The 13,290-nt window shown below is 38.3% G+C and carries 10 protein-coding genes and 1 other RNA gene; 7 read left to right on the top strand and 4 right to left on the bottom strand.

Going from position 1 to position 13,290, the window contains the following annotated elements; all coding sequences use genetic code 11:
- The first annotated feature begins 24 nt into the window (after nucleotides 1-24).
- From gltS to J5X91_RS04740, 3 genes are all read left to right on the top strand, one after another.
- Entirely contained in the window at nucleotides 25-1,239 is a 1,215-nt protein-coding gene (gltS, locus tag J5X91_RS04750) for a sodium/glutamate symporter (RefSeq protein WP_208834160.1), read from the top strand.
- Nucleotides 1,240-1,779: 540 nt separating this feature from the next.
- Nucleotides 1,780-2,841: a DUF262 domain-containing protein gene (locus J5X91_RS04745; protein ID WP_244363750.1), complete on the top strand. Its 1,062-nt coding sequence runs from the start codon at nucleotides 1,780-1,782 to the stop codon at nucleotides 2,839-2,841.
- 1 nt (nucleotide 2,842) lies between these two features.
- A complete protein-coding gene (locus J5X91_RS04740) occupies nucleotides 2,843-3,496 on the top strand; it encodes a hypothetical protein (RefSeq protein WP_208834159.1) in 654 nt (217 codons plus the stop codon).
- A gap of 551 nt (nucleotides 3,497-4,047) precedes the next feature.
- On the opposite strand, the gene ssrA is transcribed toward J5X91_RS04740, so the two are convergent.
- Nucleotides 4,048-4,404, bottom strand: a transfer-messenger RNA (tmRNA) gene (ssrA, locus tag J5X91_RS04735).
- 269 nt (nucleotides 4,405-4,673) lie between these two features.
- On the opposite strand from ssrA, the gene J5X91_RS04730 reads away from it, so the two are divergent.
- Entirely contained in the window at nucleotides 4,674-6,299 is a 1,626-nt protein-coding gene (locus J5X91_RS04730; protein ID WP_197108192.1) for a FapA family protein, read from the top strand.
- Here the strand turns inward: J5X91_RS04730 and rnt are convergent.
- Nucleotides 6,283-6,981, bottom strand: a complete 699-nt coding sequence (gene rnt, locus J5X91_RS04725; RefSeq protein WP_182684171.1) for a ribonuclease T — start codon at nucleotides 6,979-6,981, stop codon at nucleotides 6,283-6,285. The genes J5X91_RS04730 and rnt overlap by 17 nt on opposite strands.
- A gap of 207 nt (nucleotides 6,982-7,188) precedes the next feature.
- Here rnt and J5X91_RS04720 point away from each other — a divergent pair, with 207 nt between their 5' ends.
- Nucleotides 7,189-8,067 (top strand): OmpA family protein, encoded by an 879-nt coding sequence (locus tag J5X91_RS04720; RefSeq protein ID WP_086998494.1) that lies wholly within the window; start codon nucleotides 7,189-7,191, stop codon nucleotides 8,065-8,067.
- A 10-nt stretch (nucleotides 8,068-8,077) separates the two neighbouring features.
- On the opposite strand, the gene J5X91_RS04715 is transcribed toward J5X91_RS04720, so the two are convergent.
- The gene (locus tag J5X91_RS04715; RefSeq protein WP_041454509.1) at nucleotides 8,078-8,968 is read right to left on the bottom strand and encodes a DMT family transporter; all 891 of its coding nucleotides are present in this window, start codon (nucleotides 8,966-8,968) and stop codon (nucleotides 8,078-8,080) included.
- Between the two features lie 220 nt (nucleotides 8,969-9,188).
- On the opposite strand from J5X91_RS04715, the gene J5X91_RS04710 reads away from it, so the two are divergent.
- Nucleotides 9,189-10,391, top strand: a complete 1,203-nt coding sequence (locus J5X91_RS04710) for an aromatic amino acid transport family protein (protein ID WP_182684173.1) — start codon at nucleotides 9,189-9,191, stop codon at nucleotides 10,389-10,391.
- A gap of 194 nt (nucleotides 10,392-10,585) precedes the next feature.
- Nucleotides 10,586-10,951, top strand: a complete 366-nt coding sequence (locus J5X91_RS04705) for a hypothetical protein (RefSeq protein ID WP_041454510.1) — start codon at nucleotides 10,586-10,588, stop codon at nucleotides 10,949-10,951.
- Nucleotides 10,952-11,024: 73 nt separating this feature from the next.
- Here the strand turns inward: J5X91_RS04705 and J5X91_RS04700 are convergent, their stop codons facing one another.
- Nucleotides 11,025-13,211, bottom strand: a complete 2,187-nt coding sequence (locus tag J5X91_RS04700) for a TonB-dependent receptor (RefSeq protein ID WP_208834158.1) — start codon at nucleotides 13,209-13,211, stop codon at nucleotides 11,025-11,027.
- Nucleotides 13,212-13,290 lie beyond the last annotated feature (79 nt).

Genomic DNA, 13,290 nt, shown 5'->3' with positions numbered 1-13,290 from the left:
GTATTAAAAAGGTTAAATGCGCTTATGAATATTGAAATTTCTATTATAGAAACCTTGTTAGTTTCTTTGTTAATACTTTTTGCAGGCTATTATCTCAATAGCAAAATTGCTTTTCTTAAAGACAACAACATTCCTGAACCCGTTGTGGGTGGTATTGCCTTTTCTATTATTGCGGCCATTCTGCACGTTTACTTTGATATTAACTTTCAATTCGATATGACTTTTAAAACCCCATTAATGACCATGTTTTTTACCACTGTTGGTTTAGGTGCGAGTTTTAGCTTATTAATTAAAGGTGGCCCTAAAGTCGCGCTGTTTTTGGGCGTCGCAACAATTTATTTATTGGTACAAAATGCCTTAGGCATATCTATTGCGGTAGCAACCGGTATGGAGCCTTTAATGGGGTTAATTGGCGGCTCTGTAACACTCTCTGGTGGCCATGGTAGTGGTGCTACGTACGCTGATTTATTTATTAATGAATATGGTATGCAAAGTAGCGTATTTGAACTGGCAATGGCAGCCGCTACGCTCGGGCTTATTCTTGGTGGCTTAGTTGGCGGCCCTGTCAGCAGGCGCCTCATTAATAAATACAACTTAAAAGCAGACACTTCATACCATGAAGAGCGCGATGACACAGTTACCTTCGATCCAGATGATCACGACCTAGTAACACCGCGTAAAATGATGGAAACCTTGTTTGTTATATTATTATGTATGTACTTAGGCCGCATGGGCTACGACGCATTAAAAGCAATTGACGTTATTTTACCAGCATTTTTAATCCCATTATTATTTGGTGTTTTAATTACTAACCTTACTGAATTTTCTAAAATTTATAAGGTAAGCCGCGCCTGTATAGACTTATGGGGCACTATGGCGCTATCAATGTTTTTAGCCATGGCTTTAATGTCGTTAAAAATATGGGAGCTGCTGAGCTTAGCCGGCCCAATGATATTTATGATTTTAGTACAAGCCGTTATGCTAATGCTGTTTGCTTACTTTATTACCTTTAGAGTAATGGGTAAAAACTACAACGCCGCAATAATAGCGGGCGGTCATTGTGGTTTTGGTTTAGGCGCAACGCCTACCGCAGTTGCAAATATGGAATCTTTAGTATCTCGTTACGGCCCCTCACCACAGGCATTTTTAGTAGTACCTTTAGTCGGCGCATTCTTCATTGATATTACCAACGCACTCATTATACAGCTGTATTTAAGCTTTCCTTTTGTTAGCGGTTAATAGCCGCACTTAAGCTATTGTAGTAAACATTAAGCCAGCTTTAGCGCTGGCTTAATGTTTACTACGTATCTACTTACTGTTTTATCTCATCGCTAAGCAGTAACCTTACAAACGTATCAAATCTTAACTTACTTTCAATAATCTAAAGCAATACAAGTTTAGTATTATTTACACCCCCATAAAAGCCCTTCACAGCCTGCTACGGGGCAGTATAAGGTATTATCTATCGCTGTGGTTAAACCTTGTTAAAGCCTCTTACGAGTACCTCAGTAATAAGAAAATCACTCCTGAATACGTACTCGTGAATTTTATCCCTAAGAACCGATATTGGTGGAGCTGGGAGGAATCCCGGCCAGAAAGCCTCGATTGCTATAGATGACGAATAAAAACAATGATTTACATTGAAAAGCAGTTATCTACTTGTGATATCTACTTAGGTCTTGTGTTAACTAATGTAATTGGGCAATATATGGGCACTAACGATATTCAAATAAAGATTTATAATTTACCCAAGCGGAGTTATTATTTAAAGGACTAAAATTGGAAGATAGAAAAATGAACCTCAGCGTAAGCCAAATTACACTTATAGATCTTGTAGAGCAAATTCACAGAAAAGAAGTTGTTGTTAATAGAGATTACCAAAGGGGGAAAGTTTGGCCTGATACTGCTAAGTCGTACTTTATTGATACTATTCTCGAAAGTTACCCTTTCCCTAAAATATACCTATACCAAGTTTTTAATGAAAAAACAAAAAGACCAATTAAAGAGTTAATCGATGGTCAACAAAGAATAACAACTATCATAGACTTCATGAATAATAAATTTAAGCTTGGTAATAGTTCGAATAAATATAAAGGTATGTTTTTTAAAGATCTAGATGAGGATGATCAACAAGGCTTCTTATCTTACCAAATTGAAGCAACAGTAATTTTGTCTGCAACTAGACCAGAATTGCTTGAAATGTTCAGACGTATAAATGCATACACAGCTCCTCTTGCAGCCGCTGAAAAAAGACATGCTATTTATCAGGGAGCTTTTAAATGGTTTATTGTTGATCAAGCTGATGCTTACTCTCCACTTTTAGCTGAACTTGAAATAATAGGTCAAAAGCTTTTATCACGAATGGGGGATTGTGAGTTTATATCAGATTTAATAGTTACATTAGAAAAAGGTATTGTTGCTAAAACAGCTAAGCATTTCGAAGATTTATACAAAAACTTTGATGTCAATTTTTCACAACAAGAACACTATGACATTATTTTAGATGATTTTTTTCATATGTTGAAAACAGACTTATCGCCAGTGCATGACACCTTTATAATGAAATCATACGTTATCAATTCATTATTTTCTGCTTTTGTAGCTTGCAAGTACGGATTCCCTAATATGGATGAATTAGTAAACATAATCCCAAATAATGACATAGAATTTGATTTTTATAGAATCAATCAAAAACTGATTGAATTAGCTGAAGCTCATGAAGTACAGGATAATGAGGGTGAACATTCTAAATATGTAAATTCGTGTCTATCAAGCACAACTAAGCTTCCTCAACGCAAAGCTAGGTTTCAGGTTTTAGTTGACGTATTAAGCGGTGATTAATTTGCACCTTGGAAAACTATATTCAAGATTCGAGTGCCGTTACCGCTCATATAAGTCAAGAATTTATCAAATCCAACAAATTCCGTCTTCGGAACAGTGGAAATTTAACTATTGTTCCGAAGTCCTTATATCAGATATATGGCAAAGTTGGTCAGCCTTCAGTAGAGAGCTTATCTTTAGTTCCTGCAGAGGAACAGTTGCTCGAAATGGGGATTTCATACAAGAACGTACAACTACCATAGGTAATTGCTGGAAAAGGCTTGGCTATGAGTCTTCTCGGTTCTTGAGGAATAACAATTTATCTGATACCGGCCATAATAGTTTTTTAATTAGAAAAGAACCTACTTGGGGAGATATTGAAAACGTTCCTGTGATAGTTGATGGGCTTTCTCCAAATAATAAGAGTAACTTAATCTCTTCCTTCGGTAGTTTTAGTCAATTAAAGGATCTCCAATTAGTTCGTAATGCTTGTGCCCATAAAAATGTTGAAACTATATCGGATTTATATGATTTAGCTGGTAGGTATAGCTTCGTCAAAATTACTACACCAACTGACTTAGCTTGGTCTCATAAGAAAGGTACTACGGAATTAGCTATAGATATCTGGCTTGAAGAAATGCTGACAATAGCTAATCTCACAACTGAAAAACGTTAGCTTAAAACTGTGGTCCAAACTTAATAGCATCTTCTAAATGACTTGGTGCAAAGTGCGCGTAAAACATGGCTATACTGCTCTTCTGGCAAATTAGTAGCGGGCAAGTATTTAAAACTCTTTCAATTTAATAACTTATTTAATCTGACAATTGCCGGTTTTTTAAAGCCAATTCTTACTATTACTTCTGCTTCTTTCAAAACCTTTATTCGCCTTTAGATGGTGCTCAACGACGTTTCGCTAGCGACAACTAACTGTGCGTTTGTAATATGAGGATCGTTGCTAATAAGGTTGATTATTAATTTATCTACATCAGACAGTTTTAAACTCTCAGTTACTCCCCTCATTTAAACCTTCATTTTTTAAAAGCTTAGCTTCGGTTACTGCATCAACACTCAATAAAGAGCGCTACCGGCTTGGTGGGTACTTTGGCGAATAGCTTAATGGGTCTGTGATCTTAATTAACCTTTAGCCATAAAAAAACCCGCAAGCTTGATTTCTCAAGCTTGCGGGTTTTTTAGGGTTTTTAGACAAACGAATCTAAAAACCGATATTGGTGGAGCTGGGGGGATTTGAACCCCCGTCCGAAAAGCCTCGACCGTCGGTACTACATGCTTAGTATTGTCATTTAATTAACCTTTAAGTCCCGGACAAACACGGTAAATAAAGGCGAGGCCGCTTAGTTTTAACGCTTCAACCCCGGCCAGGGTTTCCATCGCGATCAGGTGTTAGGGTGACACTCCAAAATCTAGTCCACAAGAATACATAGAAGGAGCGCTAGCTGGCCTAAGCCGCTAGAGAGTAGTTATCGTCGTTTGCGATTACTTTAGGTTGCGGCTGTTTAACGAGGCAAACCGCACCTCGACATGCACCTTGGGCTTCTTGAATTCCGTCGAATCCTAATCAGCCCCTGAATTAGTAACTCATTCAGAGCGTACGGCTAGTATAACCGAGTAACATGCTGATACTCAAGGGCCTTCGACGCTTTATTTTATTTACTAAGCACTATTGTGCATTAAACAGGCAAAGCTATGCAAACAACCCGAGTAGGCAATAACATTTACTTAACACTCTCTCTGCTTTGTGCTCAAATACGAGATTAAAATTTATTTAATAACAAATTTTGATCTTTATATAAAAAATAAAATAATAACAGGCATATTACGTAGGGAATTTATAAATGTCGGTTTTCTCATTTAATCAACAAACAGGGTACTTGTCTTTATTAAAGCATCCTATAGACAGTGGTTTTATAGCAACAACAACACAGTTAATAACATTGATAGAGCAATCTCAGTATTGTGACTTTGAGATTATAGCTGTCAATATTAGTAAGTTATTTACGCAAAGTAAAAATTACCAAAGCGAATCGTTAATTGTTGCACACGCAATTAATGCCGCTATTACTATTAATATTGATGACAAAAATATGGTAGCCGAAGCAACGATTAAAACGGCAAAAGGTGGTGTATTGCTATCAATGCAAGACGCACAAAAAGCACTTTTTGATGCTGGTATTAGTAAGGGCATAAGCCCACAAGCATTAGATAACTTTTTAGGACAGCAATTTGAGCACCCAGCAGGAAGCGAATATTCTGCAATTATTGCGCATGGCCGTAACCCTAAAAAAGGCCTTGACGCCAAATTTGTACGTTTGTGTTCAACCGCACAAGATCGCGTACTTAGCCCGCAAGCTAAGGAAGGCGGTAAAGTTGATATGAAAAATTTAGGGGCAATTATTACGGTAAAACCAGGCACGCCACTTATGCAGCGAGTTGCGGCTACTTTAGGTGAAGATGGTTATACTGTATTTGGCGATATTATTTTAGCAAAGCCCGGAAAAGAGCATCAATTGCAGCCCTTTGAGGGAACCAAAATAGATCCTAATAACCCAAATATATTAATAGCTGATTGCAAAGGCGTACCAGTTGCCCTCCCCCGTGGAATGCGTGTGGATGACGTGTTATGTTTTGATAACGTAGATGTAAGCACCGGCCATATTAACTTTACCGGTAGCGTAATTATTAGTGGTGATATTAAAGATGGTATGCATGTTAAAGCGAATGGCGACATTACTGTTTTAGGCTTTGTAGAATCAGGAACAATACACAGTAAAGGTGCAGTAACCATTATGCTAGGTGCCATTGGCCGAAAGCGCGAAGTTGATGAAGCATTTAGTTGCCACATAATTGCTCAGCGGACTATTTGCGTTGGATATGCGCAGTATTGCCACATAGAAACAGCGCAAGATCTCTTTATTGAACGCCAGGCTTTACATTGTGATTTACGCGCTAAGCGATTAATTAGAGTAGGAAAAGCGAACAATCCGCGCGGTAAAATAATTGGCGGTAATATATTAGATGCACTGCGTCTTGAAACTGGTGAGCTGGGTGCGCCCGCAGGAACTAAAACCAAGGTGTTTTTAGCACAACATTGGTTTGAACTGAGAGAAAAGCAAACTGAAATTTTTGACTTTGAAAAGCTGCTTGCTGATAAATCTGCTGTGCTAAAAAATGCGCGAATTAAGGCCAACAAAATCCCAGCGCCGGCACAACGTCAACTATATTTAGATAAAATAAAACTTAACGAGCAGCATATACAAACACGTACTGCCCAGTTACAACGTCAAAAACAGCTTATTAAGCATAAAATAATGCAACTATTGGCCACCAGCCACTTAAAAGTTAACGATTTAATGCATCCGGGTGTGGAGCTTAAAATAGCAAAAGACACTAAGCAGTTTTCGCGTATTTATCCGCCCCATTTAGTCAAACTAAGCGAAGGTAAAATTACTCAGACGTTTTAGCATCATCGCTATCACTATCATCTACTTGTAACTCAGTATCGGTGTTTTCTAATGCCGCTAGTGGCCAACCGCCTAGTTGTTGCCAGCGATTCACTATTAAACAATAAAGCTCAGCGGTACGCTCTGTATCGTAAAGTGCTGAGTGTGCTTGGCTATTATCAAATTCAATACCCGCTGCTCTACATGCTTTGGCAAGTACAGTTTGCCCTAAAGCAAGCCCTGCTAACGATGTAGTATCAAAACTTACAAATGGATGGAACGGCGTGCGCTTTATATTATTGCGCTCTATTGCTGCATTTAAAAAACCATGATCGAATGCTGCATTATGCGCAACCACAACTGAACGTTGGCAGCCTGCTGCTTTTTGCGCTTTGCGCACAACTTTGCAAATTTCTTTAATTGCATGCTCTTCAGGCACGGCACCGCGCAGTGCTGAAAATGGATCAATACCATTGAACTCAATAGCTGCTTGTTCAATGTTAGCGTCTGCAAACGGTTCTACATGAAAGTGCACCGTGTGATCTATGCTAAGCAATCCTTCGTCATCCATTTTTAAAACAGATACTGCAATTTCTAATAAAGCGTCGGTATCTTTATTAAACCCGCCAGTTTCAACATCAATTACCACTGGAAAAAAGCCACGAAAGCGTTTTGCGAAAAGTGTTTGCTCAGTATTTGCCATAGTCTTCTTGGTTTGTAGGTGTAAGCCATCTATTATGTCAAAATTGAGGGCCTTTCGGCTAGGGGATTTATTGATTAATTACAGCTAAAACTATAGGCATGCAATTTGCTTTACAGTTAGAGCTTACTCAGTATTGTTTACTATTAAGTGCTATTACACGGTATTTTGCCAAATTATTGGCAATACTGATTTACTGGAGAATTCCCGATGAAGTTTAAGTTGTTATTTATTAGCCTTGGTATTACCAGCGCACTTTGCAGTTATAGCAGCTATGGTGCTATGCGCCAATACATTGCCGATCAAGACAACTCTAATTGGCAAGTAGTTAAAACCACTCGTTTACAATGCCAGTTGAATCATGAAGTTCCATATTATGGCGAAGCCATATTTAATGTTAATGCAAGTAAAAACAAAGACCTTACTTTTAATTTAGATATGGTTGTTCGCCCTGATAATTACGCTATTGCGGGCTTAAAAGCAGTGCCACCAGCATGGCGAGCCGGTACGCCAGTTCGCGATATAGCTGACATGAAGTTACTTAAAAAGTTTGACGGCGAACTGGGTAATAAAACCGCATGGGAAATGCTCACCGAACTTGAAAAAGGTAATCAGCCTACTTTTTATTATCAAGACTGGCAAAATAGTGCCGATAAAATTGCCGTAGGCATGTCGGGGGTTAATTTTAAACAAGCCTATTGGGCCTTTTTACAATGCCGCGATGAATTACTGCCATATAGCTTTGAAGATATTTCGTTTACGGTAATGAACTATCAGTCTAACAGCAGTAAATTAACTAAATCTTCGCAGCAACGTTTAGATAAAATTGCTGAATACTTAAAAAATGATCCAAGTATTGAGTCAATTAATATAGCGTCTTATACCGATAGCTATGGCGGTCGATGGAATAACCTAGACCTTTCTAAAACACGCGCTAAAGCAATTAAAGATTATATGATTAGTTTAGGTGTTGATGAAACTAAAGTGCATACCGATGGGTTAGGTGAAAAACGTTTTGTAGACACTAACGATACTATTTTAGGGCGCAACAAAAACCGTAGATTAGTAATTCAAATAGCGAAAATATGATGCTTTAACATCATATTTTTTGCTTATTTCGATTAACTATTTGCTCGCCAAACTGAAACACACCTAAGCTTAGTAAAATAATAACCGCACCACTAATAAGCTCCTTGCTAAGCGGTTCATTATTAAGCCATGCGCCAAGCCCTAATGCAAAACTTGGGGTAATAAGCGTGGTAAGTGCAACAGTACTGGCATTTAAGTTTTGTAATACATGAAAATACGCCAGCGCTCCTAACAATGAGCCAAATACTCCTAAATAACCAATAGCCCATATTGATTTAGCACTCCAATTTTGTATATTTAATTCACCGTCTAGCAGCAACCAAGCAATAAAAAATAAAGGTGTTACAAACACCAGAGCACCAAATGTAGTTGCCATAGGATGAATAGCAATTTTAACCCGCTTGATCATCACTCCACTTAAACTAAAAAAACACACCGCTATAAACACATATAACAAACCAAGCCCCTGAGTTTGCGAGTGCTTAATTTGGTTATAGCTGACAAAATATAATCCGATTAGGGCACATGCAAGTGCGATTAGCTTAATTGCACTAAACTTAGGCTCGTTAAGGAGTTGCTGGGCAAGTAAGCCCGATAAAATAGGCGCTAAGCCAAACATTAATGAAATAATGCCTGAGGGCACTGTTTTAGCCGCCATATAACTAAGTAACATGCCACCAAAAATACCTATGCTAGAGTAAAAATAAAGTAAGCAGGCATTTTTATTCCACGGCACCCTAATACGCGTAATAGCTATAATTACAGCACCTAAAGTAAGCCCTACCAACATACGTAATAAAACCGCTAATGTTGGCGATACTGTATCGCTGCTCCACACTATACCTAATGGTGTGGTTGACCATATAAGAATCATTATAAAGTACGATACTTTAATTGGCACATGCCGCTCCTTAGCCATTAACAATAAAACTCAAAAAACTTCAAATAAACTATACGCTTAAAGCACTTTTTTAATAGTTAATATTAATAAAAGATGCATTTAAATTACAGTTGTAAATAGATAATTACACTTTATTTTATTTCTTTTATAACAAAACTATTTAAGTTTTGGTTAACTAGTTATATCTTGCGTACCTCTCAAGATTGATCAGGATCATTAAGTGCTTAAAAATAAAACAATAGGTAGCATGTTAATTGTTGCAGGTACTACCATAGGTGCAGGTATGCTGGCCTTACCAATTGCATCAGCCGGACTAGGGTTTAGTACTGCGCTGACATTAATTGTCGGTTGTTGGTTATTAATGACCTACACTGCACTGCTAATGCTTGAGCTCCATCAATATGCTCCTCGCGATGCGACGCTAAATACCTTAGCTAAACTTTGGCTTGGCAAACGCGGGCAATATGTAGCTAACTTTTCGGTGATATTTTTATTTTACGCTTTGTGTGCAGCTTATATTGCTGGTGGTGGCGCACAACTTCAAGATCGCATAAACACGGGGTTTAACGTGAGTATTGCACCGCAACTGGCCTCTGTTTTACTGGCGGTTTTAATTGCTGGTGTCGTAACTCTGGGTACCAGTAAGGTCGATAAATTTAATAGAGTGCTGTTTTCAATAAAAATTGTGGTACTTGCCAGCCTGTTTTATATGTTAACGCCTTATGTACATGGCCAACATTTACTTGAAATGCCAGTAGAGCAAGGCTTAATACTCTCGGCTATTCCGGTGGTATTTACCTCATTTGGCTTTCATGGCTCTATTCCTTCAATTGTTAAATACGTAGGATTAGAAATAAAAACACTGCGTAAAGTAATGATAGCGGGTGCAACGCTACCGTTAGGTATTTATATTTTTTGGCAAATATTAAGCCAGGGTATTATGAATCAAAATGATTTGCTCAATAGCCAAGGTTTAAGTGGCTTTGTACAAAGCATGGCGAGCATTGCGCACAACCCAAACGTTGCCACTGCCGTTAAGTTATTTGCTGATCTTGCATTGGCCACTTCATTTTTGGGTGTAAGTTTAGGCTTGTTTGACTTTTTTGCCGACACTTTCAAAAAAGCAGATACAAAAGCGGATCGAATTAAAACGGCATTAATTACCTTTATACCTCCTCTTGGTTTTGCCATATTTTATCCGCAAGGGTTTATTATGGCGCTTGGCTACGCAGCGATTGCCTTGGTTATTTTGGCCGTTTTTTTACCTGTAGCTATGGTTTATAAGCAACGTAAAAGTACACAGAACACAGGTTATAAAGTACGCAGCGGTAATATTGGCTTAGCCATTGCAGCATTATGCGGTTTAACTATTATTAGTGCCCAAGGCTTACAAATGGCCGGATTAATACCCGCAATAGGCTAATTCGAATAACCCCCGAGCTTAATGCTCGGGGCTCAATAAACCGTAGTTACACCAAGTATTGAGCCAATTTAAACAGCTTAGGGCAATCACTTTTATCCATTAATTTAAAATTTAATCGTTTTGTTACGGGTATGTTCATTTTCGTTACTTATAATAGTGTTAAATATTATTTTATATCGATGGAAAAATTACACATGAATAAATTAGCAGGTTTAGCATTATTAGGCACTTTACTTACATTAACCGCGTGTGAAGATGCCAAAGAGATAAAAGAAGACGCTAAAGACACCGGTGCTCAAGTGCAGCAAGAGCTAGATAAAGCGTGGACTAAAGTAAAAGAAACCACTCACGAAATTAAACATGACGAGTCGCTAAATCAGTTATTACAGCAAAGTAAAGCAATGGGTTTAGATATGTACGATGACGGCAAAGAAGTTGCTGTTGATGCGTGGATAAAAAGTAAAGAAACGGCAGGCGAGCTAACCGAAAAAACCAAACAAAAAGCACGTGAAATTGCCGAAGAAATTGAGCAAGCACGTAAAGATCTAAACAAAGATTAATTTTGCCCTACTAATATTAAAAAAGGTAAGCCGCGGCTTACCTTTTTTGTTTAAATGCGTTAGCTAAATTAGTTTACAGCTCGAAGTCTTTTTTGAACTTTAAACCAAATTCACTGCGGTCATTACTGCGCATAACGCCAACAAAACCAGTTTGTTGTAGGCGTCCTACATCGTACACTTCGTTTAATACGTTTTCACCATATAATGTTACTTCCATATCGCCGTACGGGTTAGTGTAAGAAATATTAAAGCCAACTAACTCACGAGAATCAATTGTTTCGCTATAGTTAAATACTGACTGACCTTGCATTTCACTGCGGTACGAGTAGTTTGCATTAAAAGCCAGAGTGCCACCGTTATTTAAATCCATAAAATATGAAGGCGCAATCATCACAGTCCAGCGTGGTGTTAATGCAGGCGAATCGCCTTTACCAATTCCTTGTACGCCTGCTGCTACTTCACTAATTTCTGAATCTAAGTAACCCACTGCACTGCGAATAGTAAAGTCGTCAGTAATGGCTACTGTTGTTTCAAGCTCAATACCTTGCGCTTTTGATTGACCAGCATTTTCAACGATAGTTACAAAACCACCGCCCGAAGTAGGGTCTGAAAATGGCAGCGCTAAATCTGTGTAGTCAGTTACAAATACAGCCAACATCATAGATACATTTTCGTGTACTTGGCCTTTTAAGCCAATTTCGTAGTTAATTGCTTTTGTTTCATCAAATGATGAAAACTGATCAGGCCCGCCAAATGGACGCGGTGGAAAGCCACCTGTTTGGTAACCTTTTTGAACTTGACCATACACATTCATATTATTACTAAGCTGGTACGAAGCATTTATATCCCATGTCACAGCATCAAAGTCTGCAGATACATATTTACGTTCGGCAAAAGATGGAAAAATCGCATTCGCTTCTTTTTTATCTTTTGAGTAGCGCAGGCCACCACCAATGCTTAAATCGTCGGTTAAATCGTAGCCGGCATTAAAGTAAGCAGCATAAGAGTTGGTTTCTTGATTTATTTCGAAGAAGCCAAAACTGTCAGGCGTATTGTATGGGCTAAATACAAAGTCTTCTGAACGGGTAAAGCCATCTTCATTAAAGAAGTATAAGCCAGATACAAAGTCCATGTTGTCAAACGTTGCGTTTAACTGAACTTCAAATGAGTATTGATCAGCACCACCTTGCTCTGGAAACTCAGATAAATTAAGCGCTGATGCATCATCATCTAAACCACCTTCATACTCAGAGGTACGGTAGCTTGAGATAAACTTACTTGTATAAGTGTCGTTAATTGCCCAATCAGCAGCAAATGAAGTTCCCCAACCTGAGTAAGAAGTTGATTCAATACCCGCAACGGTTGTGCCTAAATCATCTGGATTTGCCGGAATTAAATCTGGTGTTAATAATGGGAAATCGCCATTGTTCTGATCATTTGGATCAAGTGGTGCGGTAAGCTCAATTGTATAAGGCGATTGGCCCGATTCGTTATCAACGCCATCTAAAGAAAAAGTAAATGCAAGGTCGCTAGTTGCTTGGTATTTAAATGCAACACGGCCACTAAACTCTTGCTCTTCACCAATTTCCTTTTCTGGGTTAGCTAAATTAACTGCTGTACCCACCCCATCACGCTGCTTGTATGACGTACTTGCCGACATACTCAAATCATCAGTTAATGCGTTATTAAAGTAAATATCGCCTGCTACACGACCTCGGCTACCCACTTTTGCAGTCGTTGTTAAAATGCCTTCATCACCTGGTTGCTTGGTTATTACATTAACCGCGCCACCTAAAGTATTACGGCCATATAAAGTACCTTGAGGGCCACGTAATACTTCTACACGCTCAACATTCGGTAGCGATAAATTTGACCCCATTTGACGGCCTAAATACACACCATCTAAGTAAACCCCAACACCAGGATCGGTAGTAATAACATGATCTTGAAGGCCTATACCGCGAATAAACACAGATGCATGTGCAGAGTTACCTACGCCATAACGAGTAATATTTAAATTAGGTACATACTTACCAATATCTTCTAAATTACTCATATTGGCTTTATCAATGAGGTTTGCACCAATTGATGTAATTGCGGTTGGAGACTCAAATAAGCTTTCTGTACGTTTACGAGCGGTTACTTCTATTTTTTCAAATGCGTCTTGCTTTGCTGTTGTTTTGGTTTCTTCTGCATTTACTGAGGTAGTGAGTGCAGCAATAATTGCTAAGCTTAACGGTGAGAGGTTGCGTAATTTCAAAAATAATCTCCAAAGGGTATAGGTTTTGTTATGCGTTATATTTTTATAAAATATAAATTGTAGGCATAAAAAAAGATGC

Source organism: Pseudoalteromonas sp. K222D, from assembly GCF_017653575.1.
GTDB classification, from domain to species: domain Bacteria; phylum Pseudomonadota; class Gammaproteobacteria; order Enterobacterales; family Alteromonadaceae; genus Pseudoalteromonas; species Pseudoalteromonas nigrifaciens.
This window is presented reverse-complemented; position numbering and strand designations above follow the sequence as displayed.

What these genes read in the sequence shown, in the direction of transcription:
- gltS (WP_208834160.1), top strand. Translation starts at nt 25, where the DNA reads ATGAATATTGAAATTTCTATTATAGAAACCTTGTTAGTTTCTTTGTTA.
- J5X91_RS04730 (WP_197108192.1), top strand. Translation starts at nt 4,674, where the DNA reads ATGTCGGTTTTCTCATTTAATCAACAAACAGGGTACTTGTCTTTATTA.
- rnt (WP_182684171.1), bottom strand. Translation starts at nt 6,981, where the DNA reads ATGGCAAATACTGAGCAAACACTTTTCGCAAAACGCTTTCGTGGCTTT.
- J5X91_RS04720 (WP_086998494.1), top strand. Translation starts at nt 7,189, where the DNA reads ATGAAGTTTAAGTTGTTATTTATTAGCCTTGGTATTACCAGCGCACTT.
- J5X91_RS04705 (WP_041454510.1), top strand. Translation starts at nt 10,586, where the DNA reads ATGAATAAATTAGCAGGTTTAGCATTATTAGGCACTTTACTTACATTA.